This window comes from Desulfosoma profundi (assembly GCF_055387865.1).
In genome coordinates, this window is sequence record NZ_AP042420.1 from 3,032,310 (window position 1) to 3,055,471 (window position 23,162).

The following is a 23,162-nucleotide window of genomic DNA, read 5'->3' on the forward strand; positions in this document are numbered from 1 at the left end:
ATGAACAGCGTGAAGGTGCATGGGCAACAACCGGTGGGTTCTGTCCTGGTGGTGGGCGGCGGCATCGCGGGAATGCAGTCGGCCTTGGACTTGGCCGAGATGGGCTTCTCCGTGTATTTGGTGGAAAAAGAGGCATCCATTGGGGGGGCCATGGCGCAGCTCGACAAAACTTTTCCCACGAACGACTGCGCCATGTGAATCATCTCGCCCAAACTGGTCGAGGTCGGCCGGCATCGAAACATCGAGCTTTTGACCCTGGGGGAAGTGGAAGCCATTGACGGGGTCCCCGGACGCTTTCGCGTCACAGTACGCCGAAAGCCCCGTTTTATTGACCCCCGCAAGTGTACGGGGTGTGGGGAGTGTGCCCGCGTCTGTCCGGTTTCTGTGAAAAATGAGTACGACATGGGTCTCAGTGAACGCCGCGCCGCCTATCGGCGCTACGCCCAAGCGGTGCCCGGCTCCTTTGCCATTGATAAGCGTGGCACGAGCCCGTGCAAGGCAGCCTGTCCGGTGCACATTTCCGTCCAGGGCTACATGGCTTTGGCGGCCCAGGGGCGTGAGCGGGAGGCTCTGGAACTCATCAAGCGGGACAATCCTCTTCCGGCCGTGTGTGGGCGTGTGTGCCATCATCCGTGCGAGACGGCCTGCACGCGTGCCGGGGTGGACGAGCCCTTGGCCATCAAGGCCGTCAAGCGCTATCTCGCGGACCTGGATCTTCGCGCAGACACCCGTTTTGTCCCTCAAATCAAGGAAAAACGCCGGGAAAAGGTGGCCGTTATCGGATCAGGGCCGGCAGGGCTATCTTGCGCCTACTTTCTTGCTCTGGAAGGTTACCGGGTGACGGTCTTTGAAAAACTTCCAGTCCTGGGTGGAATGCTGACGGTCGGCATTCCCGCCTACCGACTCCCTCGTGATGTCGTTGAGGCGGAGATTCAGGTCATTCGGGACATGGGCGTAGAATTTCGAACGGGCGTCGAGATCGGCAAAGACTTCACTATCGCCGAGCTGCGTGCGGATGGCTACAAGGCCATCTTTATCGGCATCGGGGCTCACGAATGCAAGAAACTTGGCATCGAGGGGGAGGACCTGGAGGGGGTTTATTCCGGGGTGGATTTCTTGCGCCGGGTGAATTTGGGAGAATCCGTATTTTTGGGCGACCGAGTGGCTGTGGTGGGAGGCGGCAACGTGGCCATGGATTGCGCGCGCACGGCCTTGCGCACAGGTTCTTCCCGACCTTTGATTCTTTATCGACGCAGTATGGAGGAAATGCCCGCCAGCCGGGAAGAAATCGAGGAGTGCCGCGAGGAAGGGATTGAAATCCACACGTTGGTCGCTCCCGTGCGCGTTCTTGGAGAGGACGGCCGCGCACGAGGTCTTGAATGTGTGCGGATGGCCTTGGGTGAAGCGGGTGCCGACGGCCGCAGGCGCCCCGTGCCCATCCAAGGGTCCAATTTTATCCTGGAGGTGGATGCAGTGATTGCAGCCATCGGTCAGGAATCCGACTGGGCGTGTTTGACGCCGGCGTGTGCCTGTAGGCTCACGAACCAAAAGACACTTCAGGTGGATCCGGTGACGTTCCAGTCCGATGAGCCGGACATCTTTGCGGGGGGCGATGCCGTCACGGGTCCCAGGACAGTCGTGGAGGCCATTGCAGCCGGAAAGGAAGCGGCCGTTTCCATCCACCGGTTCTTGCAGGGACAAGACCTTCGGGAAGGCCGCGACAGGAAATGGGAGCCCTTGCAGGAAGTTCCCAAGGCGGGGGTGCAGCCCGCGGTGCGGGAGCGGGTCGCTCGGCTTGTGCCGGAAGCGCGCAAGAATAATTTCAAGGAAGTCCAGCTAGGCCTGACCACAGAGCAGGTGCGCCGCGAAGCCCAGAGGTGCCTCGATTGTGCCGTGTGTTCCGAATGCTACCAGTGTGTGGAGGCGTGCTTGGCCGGTGCGGTGAACCACGACGACAAACCCGAGACGCTGGAGCTTGAAGTGGGGGCTGTGATTTTGGCTCCAGGTTTTAAGCCGTTCGATCCGAGCGTGTACGACACCTACGGCTACGGGCGATTTGCCAATGTGGTGACGGCCATGGAGTTTGAGAGGATCCTTTCGGCATCGGGTCCCACGGCAGGCCATGTGGTTCGGCCTTCGGACAAAAAAGAACCTCGGAAGATCGCCTGGCTGCAGTGTGTGGGCTCTCGAGATATTCATCATTGCAATCATCCATATTGTTCAAGCGTCTGCTGTATGTATGCCGTCAAGGAAGCCGTGATTGCCAAGGACCATGTAGGAAAAGACCTCGATACGGCCATTTTCTACATGGACCTGCGTTCGTACGGGAAGGACTTCGATCGGTATGTGACGCGAGCCAGGGAAGAGTACGGGGTGCGTTTCATCCGCTCACGAGTGCACAGCCTGGAAGAGGTGCCGGCGACCAACGGGAATCTCATGATTTCCTACGTGGACGAAAAGGGGGCTGTGCACGCCGAAGAATTCGACCTGGTGGTGTTGTCCGTGGGCTTGGAAATCTCCCAAGAGGCGGCGAAGTTGGCCGAAAGACTGGACGTGCGTTTGACCGATCATTTGTTCGCGCAGCACACCTCATGGGTTCCCGTGTCCTGCTCACGTCCCGGCATTTTTGTCTGCGGCGCCTTCCAAGGCCCCAAGGATATTCCTCAGTCGGTCGTGGAGGCCTCGGCGGCTGCGGCGGCTGCAGGAGCGGCATTGGCGGCAGGGCGCCACACCAGAACACGAGGTGTTGAAAAGAGGCCGCAAAGAGACGTGTCGCGTGAAGCTCCGCGCATCGGAGTCTTTGTCTGTCATTGCGGTATCAACATCGGCGGCGTGGTGGATGTGGCCCAGGTGATGGAGCATGCGCGGAACCTGCCTTATGTTGTTCACGTGGAAGATCAGCTGTTTACGTGCTCCGAAGACAGCCAGCAGCATATGGTACAGGTGATCCGTGAAAAGCGACTGAACCGCATCGTCGTCGCTTCTTGTTCACCGCGAACCCACGAGGCGTTGTTTCAGGAAACCCTGACCCAAGCGGGGCTGAACAAGTACCTTCTTGAAATGGCCAACATTCGAAACCTGGACTCCTGGGTTCATAGTGAAGAAAAAGAGGAGGCCACACGAAAGGCTCAAGACATGGTGCGGATGGCGGTGGCCAAGGCCGCGTTGCTGACCCCGCTCCAGGATACCTCGCTTGCGGTCATCCCGTCGGCTTTGGTGGTGGGGGCCGGAGTCGCGGGCATGGCGGCCGCCGTGAATCTGGCGGAAAACGGCTATTCCGTGCATGTGGTGGAAAAAGCAAGCGAACCTGGCGGCATGGCCGCGCGCCTGCACAAGACATGGCGTGGAGAATCCGTTCGGGCTTTTGTGGATCAGCTGAAAGAAAAGATGTGTGCCCATCCCAAGATTCAGCTGCACCTCCAGGCGACGATTGTCGATGCGCAAGGGTTCGTGGGCAACTTTCGCACAACCCTTCGGGAAAACGGCTCGCTGAAGACCATCGATCACGGCGTGGTTCTTATGGCCACCGGAGCTCGGGAAAGAAAGCCGACGGAATATCTCTACGGAGAACATCCGGCGGTGGTCACGAATGTGGAATTGGACGAGATGTTGGAACGGGGCGATCCACGATTGAAAAATCTTTCCACGGTCACCTTCATTCAGTGTGTGGGATCCCGGGACGAGGGGCGCCCGTATTGCTCGCGGGTATGCTGCGGCCATACCATTCGAAACGCTCTGGAACTCAAAGCCCTCAATCCGGACATGAACATCGCCGTGATCTACAGGGACATGAGAACGTACGGGATCTGGGAAGAGCTATACGAGCGTGCCCGCCGTGCCGGTGTTCTTTTCCTTCGGTATCGCCCGGAAGAGAAACCCAAAGTCCGCCATGAGGGGGATGGATTGCGTATTGAAATCCAAGACCACATTCTTGACCGTGCCGTGGCGTGGAAGACCGATCTTCTGTGTCTGGCCGCCGCTACAGTGCCTCAGGACAACTCGGAGCTGGCTCGACTTTACAAGCTGCCTTTGGATCGGGACGGTTGGTTCCTCGAAGCGCATCCGAAGCTTCGCCCCGTGGATTTTTCCAACGAAGGCATCTTCTTGTGTGGCATGGCGCATTACCCCAAGCCTTTGGAAGAGAGTATAGCGCAGGCTCTGGCTGCCTCCGCTCGAGCTATGGCTGTTTTGAGTCGGGACCAGGTCACGGTGGGGGCTATCACCAGTTCCATTGATCCGGCGCGATGTACAGGCTGTGGTGTGTGTATGGAGCTTTGCCCCTTTGGTGCCATCGAACGGGACGAAACGACGAAAACGGCCCGTGTTGTGCCGGCCTTGTGCAAAGGATGCGGTGCCTGTGCGGCCGCCTGTCCGGCCGAAGCCCCTGCTGTGCACGGGTTCACCCATGGGCAGATGTATGCCCAGATCAAAAGCGCCTTGGCCGCTTGAGGCGTGGTCGGCCTGCTGAAGGGAGCCGATGTGGGGAGGAGCGCATGAGAGAGGAAAGCTTTCGTCCGAAGATTCTGGCCTTTCTGTGCAATTGGTGCGCTTACGGGGCGGCGGACCTGGCGGGCATGAGCCGCCTGAGGTATCCGGTGCACCTTCGCCCTATCCGGGTCATGTGTTCGGCATCCGTTTCGCCGCACCACATTCTGAGGGCTTTTCAAAGCGGGGCCGACGGGATCTTGGTCGGAGGTTGTCATGTGGGGGATTGCCATTACCAGGTGGGTAATCACATGGCTTTAAAAAGAATCCGTTTTTTGCAAGATCTCCTTGCCTTCGTGGGGCTCGACGGCCGTCTGCGTCTGGAATGGATTTCTTCTGCCGAGGCTCAAAAATTTGCCAAGGTGGTCCGTGACTTTTCAGAGGAAATTCGAGCCTTGGGTCCGAACCCGATCACGGCGCGGAAAAAAGCGCTGGAGGAAGCACTCAAAGGTGTCGTGGCAACGGAGCGACTCCGGGAGGTTTTGAAAACCGAAAAGGGGGCACGCCTGTCTCTGATCCGGGAACGTGCAGGAGGCTACGATGCATGACACGATTCGAAAGTGGCTGGAAGACGGGGTCGTGGATGTTTTTATAGCCTACAGAGCCGTAGACGGGCATGCGATCCCGTGGGTGTTTCGCAAATCCGCTCTGGATGAACTGGACGACTTTCGCGAAGGACCGTTTCGGTATCCCTTGGAAAAGATCGCCCGGGAGATGCTCTTGGAGGATCCCCAGCTGCGGGTGGGCCTGCTGGCCCGCCGGTGCACGGAAAGAGCCGTCACCGTCATGCACGCTCTGCGAGCCATGGATCGGGAAAGAATCCACCTCTGGCAGGAACCGTGCTGTGCGTCTCCCGTGCAGAGTCAAGTGGTCTGTTCCGCCCTCGCCATGCGCGCCACGTCTTCTCACATTCCCCAAGAGGGCATTCCCAAAGGGCAAACTCTCGAGACCGTGGAAGCCATGGATGCCGAAGAGAGATTTTCCCGATGGATGTATGAATTCGAGAAGTGCTTCAAGTGCTACGGATGTCGGGATATCTGTCCGGTGTGCGTCTGCCGCGAATGCACGCTTCAGGATCCCCAACTCATCGAAACGGGGAGCCTCCCCACGGACGTGCCTTTGTTTCATCTTGTGCGAGCGGTCCACATGGCGGGTCGGTGTATCGATTGCGGGCTGTGCGAAGAGGCATGTCCGGCTCACATCCCCTTGCGTGTGCTGTACCAAAAAGTTGGTCTCTTAGTGCGAGAGCTCTTCGGGTATGTGCCGGGCGAGGAGTCAGTCCCGCTCATCTTGGGGCCGTTGAAAGAAGGGGAACAGGAGACCTTAGGGTCGAGCGCCTGACAAAGGGCAGGGCGTTGTCGGGGCGCCGGGAAAAGAAATCAGGGAGGAACAGCGATGGACTACAAGCTTGTCCCGTCCATCTGTCCCTACTGTGGTGTGGGCTGCGGCCTGCTCTACAAGGTCATGAACGGCAGGATCACCGGTGTGCTGCCCTTCAAAGGCCACCCGGTCAGTGAAGGAAAATTGTGCATCAAAGGCTGGAATGCCCATGCCTTCGTGCACCATCCGTTGCGGCTCAAAGCCCCCCTCGTGCGAACGCTTGGACGCCTGCATAAGGTCAGTTGGCAACGAGCCCTTGAAGTCACGGCAGAGCGGCTCTCCCAGATCAAAGAACGGTATGGACCTGAAGCCATCGGTGTGCTTGTGTCCGCCAAGATAACCAACGAAGAGAACTACCTGGCCCAGAAATTTGCCCGTGCGGTCCTGGGCACCAACAACATTGACCATTGTGCCAGACTTTGACACTCCTCCACGGTGGTAGGTCTTGCCGCCGCGTTTGGAAGTGGAGCCATGAGCAACTCTATTGCCGAGATGGAGGACAGTGCCTGCCTGTTCGTCATTGGATCCAACACCACAGAATGCCATTCCCTGATCGCCGCACGTGTGCTGCGTGCACGAGAAAAAGGAGCGGCATTGGTCGTGGCGGATCCCAGAAAGATTCATCTCGGCCGATTTGCCGATGTGGCGGTCCAGCATCGGTTAGGTTCGGATGTGGCCTTGCTGAACGGCATGATGTATCACATTCTGCGAAACGGGTGGCATAATCGGGCCTACATTCAAGCGAGGACCGAAGGCTTTGAGGACTTTTCGCGCTCGGTGACCGCCTACACTCCAGAAAGGGTTGAAGCGCTCACGGGGGTTGAAGCGGGCGTCGTGGAAAAGATGGCTCGACTCTACGCGCAGAACAGACCCGCGTCCATTTTGTACGCCATGGGGATCACCCAGCACATCACCGGTGTCGACAACGTCAAAGCCATCTGCAATTTGGCCTTGTTGTGCGGCAATGTGGGTGTGCGGGGCGGAGGGGTCAATCCGTTAAGGGGGCAAAATAATGTGCAGGGGGCCTGTGACATGGGCGGTCTGCCCAATGTGCTCCCTGGCTACCAGCCGGTGACCGACATGGAGGTGCGCGAAAGATTCGCTCAGGTGTGGGGGGTGCCCATTCCTTCTCAGCCCGGCCTGACCATCACAGAGATGGCTCAGGCCATGGCGGAAGGAAAGTTGAAAGCCTTGTATGTCATCGGTGAAAATCCGCGCCTCAGCGACCCGGACTGGAATCATCTGCGCCACGCCATGAAACGTCTGGAATTCTTATTGGTTCAGGATATTTTCTTGAGTGAAACGGCCCAGGTGGCCGATGTGGTTTTGGCGGCGGCATCTTCCGCCGAAAAAGACGGTACTTTTACCAATACCGAACGCCGATGTTTACGGATTCGGCGCGCCGTGGATCCTGTAGGTGAAAGTCTCCCCGATTGGCGGATCCTTTGCCTGCTGGCTCAGGCCATGGGTTACCCCATGGACTACAGCGGCCCGAGCGAGGTCATGGAAGAGATCGCGCTGCTGGCCCCCAAGCTTTATGGCGGGATGCGTCACGACCGTTTGGGAATCGATGGTTTGCAGTGGCCCTGCCCTACGATTGATCATCCCGGAACGCCCTTTCTTCATAGAGACCAGTTCAGTCGGGGTTTGGGCAAGTTCCACGTGGTTGAACACAGGGATCCAGCGGAGCTGCCCACGCCGGCTATGCCTTTTCAGCTCACCACGGGGCGCATGTTTGCACATTACCACACGGGCACCATGACGCGGATTACCCCGCAGTTGGACGCTGAACAGAAAGATGGCTACGTGGAGATGCACCCGGAAGATGCCCGGGAGATGGGGATTCGGGAGGGAGAACTGGTCCGAGTTTCTTCTCAGCGTGGCGAGCTGGAAGCCCCGGCGCGCTTGACACGACGCGTCGCCCGAGGAACGGTCTTCGTTCCCATTCACTTCGGGGAAAGCCCGGCCAACATTCTGACCAGCGTCGAGGCCTATGACCCGCTGGCGAAGATTCCCGAGTTTAAAGTGGGGGCGGTTTCCATTGCCAAGGTCCTTCATTGAAAGTCGGGCGTCCTGTTCCCCGAGCGTGCACAGGACACAGACCGGCCGATGCGGCGCCCCCTGAGGCGGCGATACGGTGCGAAGTTTACGACAACCCCTGGTGAAACACCGAGACAAACGAGCTTCATGAGCCAAGCCGTCGGTCAAGGGTCCATGGGGGATCGGGGCGGCGCACGGTCGTGGGCCGACATCCCTATTGATTCACCCAGACGGCTTGGTGGTGAAAATCCGCAAGGATTTTTTTCGTCACGGAGCTTTTCAGAAACCCCCATGTGCCCTCGGCGCCCCCGTGGCCGAGAACGACGATTCCGGCGTGATGTTCGCTGCAGTACGCGAGAATGTCCGAGGCGATCTTGCCGGAGTGGGGTGCGGCCACGAGGCGCAGGCGCTCGGCGGGGATGGCGGTGTCGGCAATCATTTTGAGGGCCTGCGCGTAATTTTCCCGCACCTCTTTGGGCTGATCGGCCACCCACCGATCCATTTCTGCCGTGGGTTCGCGGCCTGCGACGACGATCTTCTTGGAAAGCCGCCTGGAAAAATGCACCACATCGATTCGCGTGGCCGTGTGTTCGAGCATGAACAGCGCATGATCCAAAGCTCGAACCGAAGCGGCGTGTTCAGAGACGCACACCACGGCCCGAGAGGTGTCCACGGGATCGTCCACGAACCAAATGGGGCTCACCAGGCAGTGGTGGAGCAGGGCGGACGTGTGGTCTCCTTTGAGGAATCCTTCCAATCGGCTGCTGGACTGTTTTGGAAACAGCACGGCATCCACACGCTTGATGTCCGCCAGCCGGCACGCATGATGAGCGACACTCAGCTCTTTTTCCTGGACGAGCTCGTGGATGATATCCTCGCTAAAACCCGACTCCAACAACACCTGCTTGGCTCGAGCGCAGGCCTTCTGTGCCGCATCTTCCCGTTGTTTAAGGAACTCTTTCTTTTTAGCCACCTGGGCGGGGCTCAGTCGCCCTTCGGAGTACACGGGAGGCAGGGGTGGCACCAAGTAGTGGATGGTGAGGTTGATTTGAGAGCGGTCGGCGTAAAGTCGGGTGAGAAAGCGGATCGGGCGGAGGGACTCTTCCGTCCCGTCGATGGGCAGCAGGAAAGACTTAGGCGTCGAATCCATCACGAACTCCTTAGGGGGTCAATTCGCATAGAGGCGTGGCCTCATGCTGTGCAGCGATAAGAAAGCGGACGTGACTCCACTTTTCCCCTTCCAGCCGTTGTCCAAGGGTATCTTGAACGATCTTCGGGTGATTGTTGATCTCGCTCAAATGTGCCATGACCACGACTTGCAACTTCTCGTGATGGACGTTCTGCAACAGATCGCAGCACTCCTCGTTGCTGAGATGTCCATGGCGACTGCGGATGCGTTGCTTGAGGTGCCAGGCATAGGGACCGTGAATCAGCCGATCCACGTCGTGATTGGCTTCCACGATCAAGCCGTGGCAATGCTGAAGGCGGGCGCGCACCAGTTGGGTTGCCGTTCCGCAGTCGGTGCAGACGGCCAATCGGCATCCGTTGTGTTCCACGATGTAGCCGACGGGGTCGGCGGCGTCATGAGACAGGGAGAAAGGATGCACGGCCAATTCCCCAACGGCGAAGGGTCGGCCCGACTGGATGATATGGACGCCCGCCAGTTCTCCCAGCTGGTTCGGGAGCGATTCCAGGGAGCCTTGGGTCAGGTAAACGGGAAGGTCGAACCGCCGGCTGAGGACACCGACCCCGCGGATGTGATCGGTGTGTTCATGGCTGATCAACACGGCGGCAAGCCGTCTCGGGTGAAGGCCGACACCCTCCATGCGGCGCACGATTTCCTTGGCGCTCAGCCCGGCGTCCACCAGCACGGCCGTTGATCCTCCGGCCACATAGATGGCGTTGCCTTTGGATCCACTGCCAAGAATTTGAAAAACCAGCGCCATGGCCCCTACGCTCACGCCGCCGCGACGCCGTTGAGGCCGTGGTCGAGCGGTCCGAGGAGCATCAAAGCCGTTGACTCCGGTCGATAGTGCTCTCGGAACCACTCCTGGACGTCTTCGGCGCTCACCCTATCGATGGCTTCCTCGACCTCTTCCAGGGGCACGTGACGCCCGAAGACGAATTCGTTCTTTGCCAGCCGGTTCATGCGCGCATCGGTGCTTTCCGCGTTGAGGTACATGCTCCCTTTGAGATATTCCTTGGCGGCGGAGAGCTCCAGGGCGGTGATGGAATCGCGGTGGATTGCGTCCATTTCCGCGGTGATCACGGCCAAGGTTTCATCCACATCCCCCGGCGCCACGGCGGCGTAGACGCCCATGAGGCCCGTATCCTCGTGGCTGTTGACAAAAGAATAGATGGAATAGGCCAGGCCCCGCTTTTCCCGCACTTCCTGAAAGAGGCGGCTGCTCATGCTGTTGCCGAGAACCACGTTGAGCACATGGCAGGCGAATCGCTGAGGATCCGATTGGGAGCATCCGGGAAAACCCATGCAGATGTGCACCTGTTCCAGGTCTTTGGGCAAAATGGTCCGATGGTTGGACACGGGCGGCGCCTGCCGCTGCGGGGCGCGTCGGGTGTGGTTCAAAGATTCCAGGTGCGGGGCCACGAGGTCCACAAATGCCGCATGGTCCACGTTCCCTGCCGCCGCCACGACCACCGCTTCCGGGGCGAAGCGTCTCCCGAGGAAATTCAGAATCTTGCTTCGGTCCAGCGCCAGAACCGACGCTTCGGTGCCGTAGATGGGGACGCCCAGGGGATGGTCCTTCCAGAAATGTTGCTGAAAGAGAATGTGCACCAGGTCTTCGGGGGAGTCTTCGATCATGTTGATCTCTTGGACGACGACCTGGCGTTCCCTTTCGATCTCTTCGTCGGCGAATACGGAATTGAGAAAAATATCCGTGAGCACATCCACCACCAGGTCCAGGTGCGTGTCCATGACTTTGGCGTGGATGCACAGGTTTTCTTTGGACGTGAACGCATTGGCAAATCCGCCCACGGCATCCAGGGCTTTCGCAATCTCCAGCGCAGATCGTTTGGCCGTGCCTTTGAACAACATGTGCTCAATGAGATGGGTCACCCCTTGCTCATGAGGTTCCTCGTCCCGCGATCCCACATTGACCCAGATGCCCGTGGACACCGAATGGAACCCGGGCATCTTTTCTGTCACGATCCGAATGCCGTTGGGAAGTATGGTCTTGCGAACCACGGTGTCCTCGTCATTTGCGATGTTCCGGGTTTCCCAGCACGGCCTTTCGGCTGAGCCGGATGCGGCCTTCACGGTCGATATCGATGACCTTCACCAAGACCTCATCGCCTTCCTTGACCACATCGGTGACTTTCTGAACCCGCTTGTGATCCAATTGGGAGATGTGGATAAGGCCTTCCGTGTGCGGGAGGATTTCCGCGAAGGCACCGAAATCCGTGACCTTGGTGACCCGAGCCATATAGACCTGACCGACTTCGGGTTCCATGGTGAGCCCTCGGATTTTGTCAATGGCTTTTTGACAGGCCTCCTTATCGGGGCTCATGATGACCACGCGGCCGGAGTCTTCGATATCGATCTTCGCGCCTGTTTCCGCAACGATTCCTCGGATGATCTTGCCTCCAGGCCCGATGACGTCGCGGATTTTTTCCGGGTTGATGTGGATGACTTCCATGCGCGGAGCGTAGGGGGACAATTCGGGGCGCGGCGTGTCGATGACTTCCCGCATCTTGGACAGAATGAACAGTCGTCCCTGACGGGCTTGCTCCAAAGCGCGCGTCATGATCTCCCGGCTGATGCCGGCGATTTTCACGTCCATCTGGATGGCCGTCACGCCCTTTTCATTGCCGGTCACCTTAAAATCCATGTCCCCCAGGTGGTCCTCATCACCCAGGATGTCGGAAAGCACGAGGAAGTCCTCCCCTTCCTTCACCAACCCCATGGCGATCCCGGCGACCATGTCCTGGACGGGCACGCCCGCATCCATGAGAGCCAGGCAGGCCCCGCAGACGCTGGCCATGGAACTGCTCCCATTGGATTCCAGAACTTCACAGACCACACGGATGGTGTACGGGAAGCTGCCATCGGAGGGCAAGATGGGCTTGACGGCCCGTTCGGCCAACGCGCCGTGGCCGATTTCGCGGCGGCCCGGCCCCCGCAAGGGACGGACTTCCCCGACCGAGTAGGGCGGGAAATTGTAATGGAGCATGAAGGATTTAAACGATTCCCCCGTGAGGGCTTCGATTTTTTGTTCGTCGCTGGACGAGCCCAAGGTGGTCACGGCCAGCACCTGGGTTTCTCCCCGTCGGAATAAAGCCGATCCGTGGGTGCGGGGCAGGAGTCCCACGTCGATACTGATGGGGCGGATTTCATGGAACGCCCGGCCGTCGATGCGACGTCGTTCTTGAACCATCATCCGCCGCACGATTTCCTTTTCCAGTTTCTCAAAGACGCGTTCCACGTCTTTTTCCGAGCCGGGGAATCTTTCCGCCATGGCGGCCATGACATTCTGTTGCAAGGTTTTCTTCTTGTCACGGCGCGCCAGCTTTTCGGCCGTCGTCATGACCTCCCGCATGGCCTCCGCGGCCATTTCCCTGACCGCCTGCTCCACTGCGGGATCCACCGCGGGTTCGACGATGGCTTCCTTGGGGACACCCGCCAAGCGGCGCAGTTCTTCCTGAGCATCCAAAATGGGCAGGATGGCGCGATGCGCTTGGTCGATGGCTTCCGGGATATCCGCTTCGGGGACGAACCGAGCTCCTCCCTCCACCATGACGACAGCATCCCGGCTTCCGGCCACGACGATGTTCATGTCACTGCGTTCGATTTGGGCGGCACTGGGATTGATGATGTACTGACCGTTCACGCGACCGACACGCACGGCGGCCACCGGCCCTGCAAAGGGCAAAGCAGAGATGTGTAAAGCCGCCGAGGCTCCTGTAAGTGCCACCACGTCGGGCTCGTTTTCCTGATCCACGGACAGCACCGTGGCGATCACCTGGGTTTCGTACGCGAACCCTTTGGGGAACAAGGGCCGGATGGGGCGGTCGATGAGTCGGGAGGTCAGGGTTTCTTTTTCGCTGGGTCTACCGATTTCCCTGCGGAAGAAACCGCCCGGAATCCGCCCGGCTGCGTAACTCATCTCCTGATATTCCACCATGAGCGGGACGAAATCGATGCCTTCGCGAATCCGGTCTTCTTTCACGGCGGCCACCATGACCACCGTGTCGCCGTAGCGCATGAACACCGCACCGCTGGCTTGCCGGACCGCATGGCCCGTTTCGAAGATGAGGGGGCGTCCACCCACATCAACCTGAACCGTTTTCTTCATAGATATGTTCCTCGTCTTTCCGGGGTCCATCGGCAACGTGTGTTTACCGGCGCAGCCCCAAACGCTCGATCAGCGTATGGTATCGATCAATGTTCTTGCGCTTCAAATAATTGAGGAGCTGCCGTCGTTGGCCCACCAGCTTGAGCAGGCCGCGCCGGGAATGATGATCCTTTTTGTGGATCTTGAAGTGCTCGGTCAAATAATTGATGCGTTCGCTAAGCAAAGCAATTTGGACTTCGGGCGAACCCGTATCGCTGGGGTGAATTTTGTAGGTGTCGATGATTTCTTTCTTCCTTTCAGGGGTGAGAACCACGGTTGTCCTCCTTCTTTGAAGTGAGATTTTCCGTTGATTGAAAAACCTTCAGGCAACGCCCGCCGGCCTGGGGCACGGGCCACCACAAGGCCAGCAGCACGTTGTCGGGACCCATGAGCCGAACGGGTCCGGGGTGTCCGTGCGCCACAGCGGCGAGGAGTTCCGGCCAGGTGTCGGGCAGTTGTCCATGGCGCAGTCGGTTTCGGGTGGCGGAATCCTTCACCACCACGGCAGGCAGATGGGAGAGCGCCACGTGCATGGGAATCACATGGCGGATCCACTCCCGATCCTCATGAGCCATCCGTTCCAGGGCGTCTAAAGAGAGCGCGTGGTGGACCGAGAAAGGGCCACTTTCCATTCGACGAAGCGCCGAGACATGAGCCCCGCAGCCCAGCAGACGGCCCACATCGGCAGCCAATTGCCGCACATACGTCCCTTTGGAACAGTGGACGCTGCACGTCACGTCCGGCCACGCGGCCTCCAGGATGTGAAAGGCGTAAATCTCCACAGGCTTGACAGGCCTTTCCACCTCTTGGCCGTCCCGCGTCCACTGGTAGAGGCGGCGTCCCTGAACCTTTACGGCAGAGTACCGAGGGACAGGCTGCATTTGTGGGCCCACCATCCGGGAGACGATGTCCCGCAGACGTGCGCCGTCCACAGGAGGGCCGTCATAGACGTGCGTGATCCGGCCCGTTCGGTCCAGTGTGTCCGTCTCAACGCCCAAGCGCATCCGGAAGACGTATCGTTTATCCGTGTGGGTCAGGAGATCGGCGACGCGGGTGGCCTCGCCGAGGCACAGGACAAGAAGACCGGTGGCGAAGGGGTCCAAAGTCCCCGTGTGGCCGATTTTGGGCACGCCAAGCCGACGGCGCAGCACGTCCACCACCTGGTGGGAGGTCCACCCTTCGGGTTTGTCCACCAACAGGACACCACTCACGGAGGGACAGGCTTCCTCGATGCCCACGGATTTGGTCTTCACCAATGCGCCGGTTGCCTTCTCATACATGGCCGTTCAGGTACTCCAGAGCTTCCTTGGTGACGACGGCCCGCACGTGGGCCAGCGTCCCATGGGTCCGAAACGCCGAGGCGTGCCGGTGACCGCCCCCGCCATATCGCCGGGCAAAGGCCGCCACGTCCACCGGGTCCTTGGACCTCAGGCTCACATGGACGGTGCCGTCGCGTTCCTCGCGAAACAAGGCGGCCATGAGCACGGTGCGCACGCTGCGCAAATGGTTAATGAAACTTTCCGCATCGGCCCGGGTGGTGTCCGTTTCCCGGAACATGGCCTGACTCAGTTCGGCCGTCGCCAGTCGATGGCCGGCTTCAAAAGCCACTGTCGCCAGCACGCGGGCCAAAAGCCTTAACCTCTGCGGTGATCCGGAATCGTAGATCTGCCCCGCAATAAAAGCCGGCTGGGCGCCATGGCCCACGAGGTCTGTCGCAATGGCGAGAACCTTTCGGGTCGTGTTGGAAAAGCGAAAGGACCCCGTATCGGTCAAGATGCCGGTATAGAGTTGCGCAGCCAATTCCGGCGTGAAGGGCACATCCAGGAACACGGCCAGATCATAGAGGAGCTCACAGGTGCTGCTGGCCTTGGAATCCACCCAGGAGACCGTGCCGAAAACCTCATGGCTCACGTGATGGTCGATGTTGACGAGGACCGGGACTCGGGAAAGGGGTTCGGCGAGCACCGTCCCCACCCGATTGAATTCCCCACAATCCACAAGGATGGCCGTATCGTAATCTGCAGCGGCGTTCCACACGTGGCGGATCTGATGGACGCCGTCCAGGAAATCGTGACCCGGCGGTGGAGGATCTTCGCAATAGGGATCGGCACTTTTTCCCAAAAGTCGCAGCATGGTGGTCAAGGCCAGTACGGACCCCACGGCGTCGCCGTCGGGACGCACATGCGTGGCGACGGCGAAACGGCGTCCGGTGTCGATCACCTGCTTCACAGCCGTCAAAATCCGCATCCGCCCGGCGTCATCCAAGGGCGGCAGGCTCGGCTCCGCGCTCGAGATCCCCCTGGGGGAGTCATGACTCTTCGTGGATTCGATGGAGCAACCGTTCAATTTTTTCTCCGTAGTCAAAGGAAGCGTCGAAAAAGAATTGAATGTCCGGCACATAACGCAGTTCCACACGCCGGCCGATCTCACGACGGATAAAAGAACGTGCCTTTTCCAGAGCTTTGGCCACCTCGGGCCTTTCTTCCGGTTTTCCCACAAAACAATAGAAAATTTTTGCGTACCGAAGATCGGCGGTGACTTCCACGCCGGTGACAGTCAGTTTACTCAAGCGGGGATCCCTGACGCGCCGCAACAGAATTTCGGCGACGGTGCGCTGCAGGAGATCCGCCACACGGTCCGCTCTTTTAAATTCCATGGTCAATCCATTGTCCCCTTCCGGAAAGCCTGTTCACAGGTGTCGTCCCCTGGGGCTGCCCGCCTCCAGGACGGGACCACGGGAGAGCCACACTGCCCGCCGGCAAGGACCGACCGGAAGTGCTGTATCGAATGCCCGGCCTTTCCGCGGCGATTCATCTGAGCCCGGGGTTCGCGCATTCTCCGGCACGCCCCTAGAGCGGGATCAGCTCAATGTCGTGACTTTCCAAATCGGCAAGTCCCATGCCCGCCATGTAATCCACAACCTTGTCCAGGATGGAATTGAGCAATCGGGAGTCGTTCCCGATGACCGCAATGCCCAACGTGGCCCGCTGATAGCGGTCGAGGTCGTCCACCTCGGCAATGGAGACGGGAAAGCGGTTGCGGCTTTTTTCGATGAGGCTCTTGACGATTTTGCGCTTGCCTTTCAGCGAGTCGTTTCCATGCAGCCGAAAGGTCACTCTGGCCACGCCGACGTTCACCGCACTGTCCTCCATGATCATCCCAGTGGCTGTATGCCCACCGCCGGCTGAGCTTGCCCTCACAAGGGCCGAGTGCCGTTCCGCCCCAGCCCCAGACTTCTGAACGTTTCCTAAAGCGTCAAGGGTCGTGGGCCCAATCGGGGCGAATGAGTGCGCTCCCACGGCCTCCTAGGATGGGCGGCGTTCCTCCTGGGATGGACCGGTTTCCAATGTCGGGGCGACTTCCACCATCTGGTAAACTTCCAGCAGATCGCCCACCTTGATGTCGTTAAAGTTCTCGATGGTGAGACCGCATTCAAAACCGGCCTTCACCTCTCGCGCATCATCCTTGAATCGTTTCAAGGAGGAAATCTTGCCGTCCCAGACCACCACGCCGTCTCGAATCAAGCGGACCTTGGCGTTGCGTTCCACCTTCCCATCGGTGACATAGCATCCAGCCACGGTGCCGATGCGGGAAATATGGAATGTTTGGCGCACTTCGGCCCGCCCCACGACCTGCTCCTCGTACTGCGGTTCGAGCAGGCCCACCATGGCGTCTTTGATGTCGTCCAGTATTTGGTAAATCACGTCATAGTAGCGGATGCTCACCTTTTCCTGCTCGGCCAGATCTTGGGCCTTCGCGTCGGCACGCACGTTGAACCCAATGATGACGGCGTTGGAGGCCGAAGCGAGCATGACGTCGCTTTCGGAAACGGCGCCGGTGCCTGCATGGATGAGGTTCACTTTGACGTCCGCAGTCGAAAGCTTCAGCAAGGAATCCCGAATGGCTTCCATGGATCCTTGGACGTCCGTCTTCAAAATAACGTTGATTTCCTTGACCTGGCCGTCGCGGATCTGTTCGTAAAGTTTTTCCAGGGTGACCTTGGTGGTCCGGGAGAGTTCCTTTTCTCGAGCCTTGAGTTGCCGATGTTCGGCGACGAGTTTTGCCTGCTTTTCGTCTGCCAGGACCACGAAGTCGTCGCCGGCATTGGGGACCCCGGAAAGTCCCAAAACTTCCACGGGAACCGATGGGCCGGCAGAGGTGATCTTTTGCCCCTTGTCATTAAACATGCTGCGCACACGGCCTGAATAGGTCCCGCAGACGTAGGCGTCCCCTTCCCGAAGGGTCCCTTCCTGGACGAGGATCGTGGCGACGGGACCTCGACCTTTGTCCAGCTTGGCTTCGATGACACGTCCTCGAGCCGTCTTGTTGGGGTTGGCCTTGAGTTCCAGAAGTTCCGCCTGGAGGAGAACCATTTCCAAAAGATCCTCGATACCGATCTTCTTTTTGGCGGAAATTTCCACCATGGTCACGTCTCCGCCCCATTCCTCCGGCAGGAGGCCGTGTTCGGACAATTCCCTTTTCACTCGATCGGGGTTGGCGTTCGGTTTGTCGATCTTGTTGATGGCCACCATGATGGGGACGCCGGCCGCTTTGGCATGGTTGATGGCCTCCACGGTTTGCTGCATGACGCCGTCGTCGGCGGCCACCACAAGGATAACAATGTCGGTCACCTTCGCGCCCCTGGCCCGCATGGCCGTGAAGGCCTCATGGCCCGGGGTGTCCAAAAAGGTGATATGGCGCCCGTCCAGCTCCACGAAGTACGCGCCGATGTGCTGCGTGATCCCGCCCGCTTCCTGGTCAATGACTTTGGTGTGGCGGATGGCGTCCAAGAGCGAGGTCTTGCCGTGGTCCACGTGCCCCATCACCGTAACGACGGGCGGCCGCGGCTGGAGGTCTTCCGGACGATCTTCCGCGCTGTGAAGGATGTCCTCTTCCTCGAAACCGGCTTTTTCCACTTCGTAGCCGAATTCCGCCGCCACCAGTGCCGCGGCGTCGTAATCGATGGCCTGATTGATGTTGGCCGGGAGGCCGAGAAGGAGCAGCTTTTTGATAATCTCCGTAGCCTTGACGCCGATGTGCTTGGCCAAATTGGCCACCGTAATGGCTTCGTCAATGCGGATGCGGCGTTTGATGGCCTTGGGGACCGTTACCACCGGCTTTTGCGGACCAAGCTCTTCTCGACGGGGGCCCGCTTTGCCCCTTTCGTCCTGAGCCCGCAGTTCTTTCTTGGTGTAGAGCTCTTCGCGACCGACTACCTCTTTGCGGCCTTTGCGCAACTTTTTCTCGGGAGATACCGGTTCTTCATCAGCTCGGATGCGTTTCTTGCGCAAAGGCTCCCGCGTGATTTCCTGTTCGGGGATGAATCGCACCACCGTCGGGGGCACCTCAGGTTCCTCCTCGGGTTCCACCGGGATAACCTCAGGGAGACTGATGATGCGTGCCGGCTCGTCTTTTCGGCGTTTTCGGCGACGCCGTTTGGCTTTCTTCTTCTTGCCTTTGTCCTCTTCTTCCCCTTCTTCAACCGCTGCTTCGGCTTCCACGTCCCTTAGCGGAATAACCCGGGCGGCTTCCGCCTCAGCGGGCTCAAGGGAGACAGGTTCGGCCACGACACCTTCCGTCTCAATCTCTTCCGCCATGGGCTCTTCCTCAGAAGGTGGCAGAGGTTCCTCGGGGGCTTTGGGAACCGGTTCGGGCTCAGCCTCCGGCCTCTTGAAAGCCACCGGTTCCATCGCCGATGGTTCTTCAGGCACAGCCTCCTCGGCGGCTTCTCTGACAACAGGCTCGACAAGGACCGGCTCTTCCGGGACGGGCTGGACGACTTCGGCGGGTTCGGGCGTGCGTTCCGGTGGCGGTGCCGGGGGTTCTTCGGCAGGAGGAATCTCGACGACGGGGGATACAGGGGGCACCGATTCCTCCGGTATCGGAGCCGACGGTCCCGCTGGCGAAGGTGCGGCCGGTGTTTCTTCTTCCTGCACTGCCTCTTCCTGCAGGGGTGTGACCTCTTCCTCGGGGTAAACTCCGACGTCTTCCACGGCCGCCACGGTTTCCGCCTCTGCGGCCTCCTCGGCTGCCGTGCGCTTTCGTCTTCGAATCACCTGTCGGCCGATCCGTTTCTCCTCCACGTGCTTCGCCGTTTCTCCCTGGAGGTGATCGCGGATCTTGGCTATGGCCGAGTCACTCAAGGTGCTCATGTGGTTTTTTACGGAGATCCCCATCTTGAGGATCCGGTCGAGGAGCTCCTTGGTATTCATATCCAACTCTTTGGCTAGTTCGTGCACCCTCATTCGTGCCATGGAAAAAACCCCCTGGAAATCTTCAGCGGCCGCGTCCCCCGGACCCGAGCCCTGGACGTTGTTTGGCATCACGCACACATAATGACTGGTCCTCCGTGTTTTGGCTGCCCGTTGAATCCTCCTGCGCCCGTTGGATCCACTCCATCAAAGATGGAGACAATTCATGAAGCCGGCCTCGGAAAGCCCGAGCGAGGGCTTTCCCTCTCGTGACGGAACCCACACAGGACGGACACACATACGCCCCGCGCCCCGGCAGCCGCTGTCGAGGATCGGGCGTCACTCGTCGGTCTTGATCCAGCACGAGCCGCAGAAGATCCCCCTTTGGGCGTTTCGACCGGCACACGATACAGGTGCGATAGGGCACATGCCCCGAGGGTTTCGTCTTCACTCCGCCGGGTTCCCCTCGACCTCAGACTCCGGCCTTTCAAGCTTCGGTCCCGTCCTCGGTGTCGTTTTCTTCCTCGTGGACCTCGGATGCCGTCACTTCGGCCAGACGACCGGAATCGATCAAGGACCGCGCCTGGTGTTGCATGGCTTCCAAGGCCGTTGCCGAAAGGCCCGTCAGGGCCTCCAATTCATCGATGCCCGCCTCACAAAAGTCGTGAAGCGATGTGATGCCCGCCTCGTAGAGCTTATCCGCCATTTCTTCGGAAAGGTTGTCGATATGGAGCAAGGCCTGATAGCCGGCCTGTTTCTGCCGTTCATAGCGGGATTCGCTCTTCACGTCGATGTGCCAGCCCGTGATCCGGGACGCCAGCCGCACATTCTGTCCGCGCCGCCCAATGGCCAAGGAGAGTTGATCGTCGGGCACAATGACTTCCATGCTCCGGTTTGTCTGGTCGATGATGACCTTGGTGATGATGGCCGGAGCCAAGGCGTTGACCACAAACTTGGCCGGGTCCATGTTCCACGGGACGATATCGATCTTTTCCCCGCGCAATTCCTGAACCACCGCCTGGACCCGCGAGCCTTTCATGCCGACGCACGCCCCCACAGGATCCACGTCCGGGTCCTTGGACACCACGGCGATCTTGGCTCGCGATCCGGGCTCTCTCGCGGCGGCCAGAATGCTCACCGTGCCGTCGGAAACTTCGGGCACTTCGATGCGGAAAAGCTGAATGAGGAAGTCCGGATGCGTTCGGCTCAGAACAATCTGCGGGCCTTTGCTGATTTTTTTGACGTCCAGGATGTAAGCCCGAATCCGGTCCCCCTGACGGTACACCTCCCGAGGGATCTGTTCTTTCACAGGCAGGATGGCTTCGGCGCGGCCGAGATTGACGATGATCCCCGTGCGGTCCACCTTCTGGACGATCCCGGTGACGATTTCCCTCTTGCGCTCCTTGTATTCGTCGTAGGTGGCTTCCCTTTCGGCGTCCTTCATCTTCTGGATGATGACCTGTTTGGCGGATTGCGCGGCGATTCGGCCGAGGGTGTCCGTATCCATGCGGACTCCCAATTCATCACCAATTTCCGATTCCGGGTCCAGCTCCCTGGCCTGCTCCAAAGAGATCTGTTTTTCCGGATCGTGGACTTCTTCGACGACTTCCTTGAAAGTGAAGGCCTCCATTTCCCCGAATTCTTCATTGAAGGAAACCTCCACGTCCATCTTCGACCCGTAGCGCTTCTTGATGGCCGATTTCACCGCTTCGACCAGGGTCTCGATCAACACGGCGCGGTCGATCCCCTTTTCGCGACTCACTTGATCGATCAACCGCTTCAGTTCACTGGCCATATTGCCTTTTCTCCTCCTGTGCCTTCATTCAGGCTCGACCCAATGGGGACGTGCGTGGGTCTTTCAGTCTTCCCGAGTCGATCCGGGGTCCGCACCGAGCGATTCGAAGTAACGCAGACGGGCTCGTTCCACAATGTCTAAAGGGATGTCAAAAAGCGTCCCGTCACAGTTCACGCGGATGGACTCTGGGCGAGCATCGACCAAGATGCCCTTGAAATTCTTTCGAGCGCCCACGGCCACGCGTGTGCGCACGGTGACCACCTTGCCGATCTGGCGCTGGAAGTGCTCCCAACGTCGAAGGGGGCGGTCCAAACCAGGGGAGGACACTTCCAAATGATACGGACCCGTGATGGGATCCGCCACATCCAGCAGGTCGCCCACCACGCGACTCACCGCGGCGCAATCCTCCACATTCACCCCGCCGTCACGATCCACAAACAGTCGAAGCACCCAACCTTGACTCTCCCGCCGGTACTCCACTTCCACAAGGTCCATCCCTTCGGCGGTAATCACGGGGGTGACCAGTTCCCAGATCTTTTGAACAACCGCCCGTGTCGGATCTTCCTTCACGTCCATGGACCGTTCCCGTGCAAAAAAAAAGTGGGCGTTAAGCCCACTCCCATTAGTAGAGCAATGATCACAGAAAATCCGGCTTCAGTGCCGTGAGGTGCGACGTTCACAAAAGACCGTATTGAACATTGTCATCCACTAATCGAAGTCGGCGTCCGCCAAAAGCCGCGCCCACGCCACCTCAAAAAGGGAAGCCTTCCACTTTTGGAAGGGTGAGCTTCTCGTCGTGTGGAGCGGGCAACGGGATTCGAACCCGCGACCCCAAGCTTGGGAAGCTCGTGCTCTACCAACTGAGCTATGCCCGCTTAACCGCCACAACGCGGCCATCGTAGTGAGTTCCCCTTGGGAAGTCAAGCCCAATGTCGCCGAGCTCCATACCGGATGGGCCGTCACTGAAATCTAACGTTTTCTAGAAATCTTGGCCAGGTCCTCCCGCAAGGAGAACTTTCAGGACCCACAGCCCCAGATCCTTTCCCCTCCTTTGAGAATGAAAAGTCTACCCCCCCCTTGGGACAGGATTCATCCCACAGGTTCCCGGAGCCGTGGGCACAAGATTCATGGTTTGGGCATGGGATCTCGCTGGAAGGGCACGTCATCTTGGGAAGGCGTTTCCAGAGAATCCACAGCGGTGCGTCGAGTTTGTCAGGCTCCGCAAAGTGAGCGCTTTGCCTTCTGGGCGTTTCCACACAGCCCCGGGTGAGGTGAGAGCCTGCTGAGAGATCCCCCGGGGCGGAGAAATTGAATTGGGGCCGAAGTGACAAACGCTTCTCTTAAGGACGCCGACCGGTTACCTCTATAAACATGAGCGGGTAAACACCAAGGAAGGACACGACAATGGACAAAGCGGGTTACGAAATCGTCGATCACACAGCGGACGTGGGGCTCCGCGTACGGGCGCATGATTTGCCCGAGATCTTTGAAAAAGCCGCGCTTGGGTTTTACGACCTTATGGTTGGGCTCGATTCCGTCGAGGTGCGCAAGAACCATTCTCTTGTCGTCGAAGCGCATGCTTTGGACGAGCTTCTGGTCCAGTGGTTGTCCGAGCTCCTCTATCTTTTCGAGGTCGAGGGATTTCTTGGCAAAGCCGTGCGGGTGGAGCTCGAGCCAGGGTGGAGGTTGACGGCGACCGTGCATGGTGAAGGGCTCGACCCGAATCGGCACGATGTGAAGCTTCTCTATAAGGCCATCACCTATCACAAAGCTTTCGTGGCCTTTGAGGATGGGGTGTGGACAGCCCAGGTGATTTTTGATGTGTGACCGGTCTTCCCTGAGGAAGGGAGTGAACGACAAGGAGATGCAATAAGGGATGTCAACCCTGAAGCGACATCACCTATGTGGGCTGACTCC

18 protein-coding genes and 1 tRNA gene are annotated in these 23,162 nt (G+C 59.1%); 5 read left to right on the top strand and 14 right to left on the bottom strand.

Annotation, left to right across the window (positions count from 1 at the left end; all coding sequences use genetic code 11):
* Genes ACZ5K9_RS13085 through fdhF form a run of 4 tightly spaced genes read left to right on the top strand, consistent with a single transcriptional unit; the run spans nucleotide 1 to nucleotide 7,926 of the window.
* The gene (locus ACZ5K9_RS13085) at nucleotides 1-4,449 is read left to right on the top strand and encodes an NAD(P)-binding protein (protein ID WP_464271772.1); all 4,449 of its coding nucleotides are present in this window, start codon (nucleotides 1-3) and stop codon (nucleotides 4,447-4,449) included.
* A gap of 44 nt (nucleotides 4,450-4,493) precedes the next feature.
* Nucleotides 4,494-5,033, top strand: coding sequence for a hydrogenase iron-sulfur subunit (locus tag ACZ5K9_RS13090; protein ID WP_464271773.1), 540 nt, complete (start codon nucleotides 4,494-4,496; stop codon nucleotides 5,031-5,033).
* Complete coding sequence (locus ACZ5K9_RS13095) at nucleotides 5,026-5,826, top strand: 4Fe-4S binding protein (RefSeq protein WP_464271774.1); 801 nt, start codon at nucleotides 5,026-5,028, stop codon at nucleotides 5,824-5,826. The genes ACZ5K9_RS13090 and ACZ5K9_RS13095 overlap by 8 nt, the downstream gene beginning before the upstream one ends.
* A 54-nt stretch (nucleotides 5,827-5,880) precedes the next feature.
* On the top strand, nucleotides 5,881-7,926 hold the full coding sequence (gene fdhF / locus ACZ5K9_RS13100) for a formate dehydrogenase subunit alpha (protein ID WP_464271775.1): 2,046 nt from the start codon (nucleotides 5,881-5,883) through the stop codon (nucleotides 7,924-7,926).
* 193 nt (nucleotides 7,927-8,119) lie between these two features.
* Here the strand turns inward: fdhF and ACZ5K9_RS13105 are convergent, their stop codons facing one another.
* The 14 genes from ACZ5K9_RS13105 to ACZ5K9_RS13170 all read right to left on the bottom strand — a co-directional run bounded on the left by ACZ5K9_RS13105 (nucleotide 8,120) and on the right by ACZ5K9_RS13170 (nucleotide 22,120).
* On the bottom strand, nucleotides 8,120-9,055 hold the full coding sequence (locus ACZ5K9_RS13105) for a universal stress protein (protein ID WP_464271776.1): 936 nt from the start codon (nucleotides 9,053-9,055) through the stop codon (nucleotides 8,120-8,122).
* Nucleotides 9,056-9,065: 10 nt separating this feature from the next.
* The gene (locus tag ACZ5K9_RS13110; protein WP_464271777.1) at nucleotides 9,066-9,851 is read right to left on the bottom strand and encodes an MBL fold metallo-hydrolase; all 786 of its coding nucleotides are present in this window, start codon (nucleotides 9,849-9,851) and stop codon (nucleotides 9,066-9,068) included.
* 11 nt (nucleotides 9,852-9,862) lie between these two features.
* Nucleotides 9,863-11,113, bottom strand: a complete 1,251-nt coding sequence (locus ACZ5K9_RS13115) for a M16 family metallopeptidase (RefSeq protein ID WP_464271778.1) — start codon at nucleotides 11,111-11,113, stop codon at nucleotides 9,863-9,865.
* Between the two features lie 10 nt (nucleotides 11,114-11,123).
* Complete coding sequence (pnp, locus tag ACZ5K9_RS13120) at nucleotides 11,124-13,220, bottom strand: polyribonucleotide nucleotidyltransferase (RefSeq protein ID WP_464271779.1); 2,097 nt, start codon at nucleotides 13,218-13,220, stop codon at nucleotides 11,124-11,126.
* A gap of 43 nt (nucleotides 13,221-13,263) precedes the next feature.
* Nucleotides 13,264-13,533, bottom strand: coding sequence for a 30S ribosomal protein S15 (gene rpsO / locus ACZ5K9_RS13125; RefSeq protein WP_464271780.1), 270 nt, complete (start codon nucleotides 13,531-13,533; stop codon nucleotides 13,264-13,266).
* Nucleotides 13,517-14,539: a tRNA pseudouridine(55) synthase TruB gene (truB, locus tag ACZ5K9_RS13130; protein ID WP_464271781.1), complete on the bottom strand. Its 1,023-nt coding sequence runs from the start codon at nucleotides 14,537-14,539 to the stop codon at nucleotides 13,517-13,519. Before truB ends, rpsO begins: the two co-directional genes overlap by 17 nt.
* Complete coding sequence (locus tag ACZ5K9_RS13135) at nucleotides 14,532-15,488, bottom strand: DHH family phosphoesterase (RefSeq protein ID WP_464273976.1); 957 nt, start codon at nucleotides 15,486-15,488, stop codon at nucleotides 14,532-14,534. The genes truB and ACZ5K9_RS13135 overlap by 8 nt, the downstream gene beginning before the upstream one ends.
* Before the next feature lie 79 nt (nucleotides 15,489-15,567).
* The gene (rbfA, locus tag ACZ5K9_RS13140; RefSeq protein WP_464271782.1) at nucleotides 15,568-15,915 is read right to left on the bottom strand and encodes a 30S ribosome-binding factor RbfA; all 348 of its coding nucleotides are present in this window, start codon (nucleotides 15,913-15,915) and stop codon (nucleotides 15,568-15,570) included.
* 193 nt (nucleotides 15,916-16,108) lie between these two features.
* Nucleotides 16,109-16,411, bottom strand: a complete 303-nt coding sequence (locus ACZ5K9_RS13145; protein ID WP_464271783.1) for a DUF503 domain-containing protein — start codon at nucleotides 16,409-16,411, stop codon at nucleotides 16,109-16,111.
* A gap of 153 nt (nucleotides 16,412-16,564) precedes the next feature.
* A complete protein-coding gene (gene infB / locus ACZ5K9_RS13150) occupies nucleotides 16,565-19,513 on the bottom strand; it encodes a translation initiation factor IF-2 (protein WP_464271784.1) in 2,949 nt (982 codons plus the stop codon).
* Nucleotides 19,514-19,535: 22 nt separating this feature from the next.
* Nucleotides 19,536-19,901, bottom strand: a complete 366-nt coding sequence (locus ACZ5K9_RS13155) for a YlxR family protein (RefSeq protein WP_464271785.1) — start codon at nucleotides 19,899-19,901, stop codon at nucleotides 19,536-19,538.
* Nucleotides 19,902-19,937: 36 nt separating this feature from the next.
* The gene (gene nusA / locus ACZ5K9_RS13160; RefSeq protein WP_464271786.1) at nucleotides 19,938-21,245 is read right to left on the bottom strand and encodes a transcription termination factor NusA; all 1,308 of its coding nucleotides are present in this window, start codon (nucleotides 21,243-21,245) and stop codon (nucleotides 19,938-19,940) included.
* A 63-nt stretch (nucleotides 21,246-21,308) separates the two neighbouring features.
* Nucleotides 21,309-21,821: a ribosome maturation factor RimP gene (locus ACZ5K9_RS13165; RefSeq protein WP_464271787.1), complete on the bottom strand. Its 513-nt coding sequence runs from the start codon at nucleotides 21,819-21,821 to the stop codon at nucleotides 21,309-21,311.
* Nucleotides 21,822-22,044: 223 nt separating this feature from the next.
* Nucleotides 22,045-22,120 (bottom strand) — tRNA-Gly (locus tag ACZ5K9_RS13170).
* Between the two features lie 529 nt (nucleotides 22,121-22,649).
* On the opposite strand from ACZ5K9_RS13170, the gene ACZ5K9_RS13175 reads away from it, so the two are divergent.
* Nucleotides 22,650-23,072 carry an archease gene (locus ACZ5K9_RS13175; protein ID WP_464271788.1) on the top strand — a complete coding sequence of 141 codons (423 nt, stop codon included), beginning with the start codon at nucleotides 22,650-22,652 and terminating at the stop codon, nucleotides 23,070-23,072.
* The last annotated feature ends 90 nt before the right edge of the window (nucleotides 23,073-23,162 follow it).

Coding starts and splice junctions, on each gene's coding strand:
- ACZ5K9_RS13090 (WP_464271773.1), top strand. CDS start 4,494: ATGAGAGAGGAAAGCTTTCGTCCGAAGATTCTGGCCTTTCTGTGCAAT.
- ACZ5K9_RS13095 (WP_464271774.1), top strand. CDS start 5,026: ATGCATGACACGATTCGAAAGTGGCTGGAAGACGGGGTCGTGGATGTT.
- ACZ5K9_RS13105 (WP_464271776.1), bottom strand. CDS start 9,055: ATGGATTCGACGCCTAAGTCTTTCCTGCTGCCCATCGACGGGACGGAA.
- ACZ5K9_RS13110 (WP_464271777.1), bottom strand. CDS start 9,851: ATGGCGCTGGTTTTTCAAATTCTTGGCAGTGGATCCAAAGGCAACGCC.
- pnp (WP_464271779.1), bottom strand. CDS start 13,220: ATGAAGAAAACGGTTCAGGTTGATGTGGGTGGACGCCCCCTCATCTTC.
- truB (WP_464271781.1), bottom strand. CDS start 14,539: ATGTATGAGAAGGCAACCGGCGCATTGGTGAAGACCAAATCCGTGGGC.
- rbfA (WP_464271782.1), bottom strand. CDS start 15,915: ATGGAATTTAAAAGAGCGGACCGTGTGGCGGATCTCCTGCAGCGCACC.
- ACZ5K9_RS13145 (WP_464271783.1), bottom strand. CDS start 16,411: ATGGAGGACAGTGCGGTGAACGTCGGCGTGGCCAGAGTGACCTTTCGG.
- infB (WP_464271784.1), bottom strand. CDS start 19,513: ATGGCACGAATGAGGGTGCACGAACTAGCCAAAGAGTTGGATATGAAT.
- nusA (WP_464271786.1), bottom strand. CDS start 21,245: ATGGCCAGTGAACTGAAGCGGTTGATCGATCAAGTGAGTCGCGAAAAG.
- ACZ5K9_RS13165 (WP_464271787.1), bottom strand. CDS start 21,821: ATGGACGTGAAGGAAGATCCGACACGGGCGGTTGTTCAAAAGATCTGG.
- ACZ5K9_RS13175 (WP_464271788.1), top strand. CDS start 22,650: ATGGACAAAGCGGGTTACGAAATCGTCGATCACACAGCGGACGTGGGG.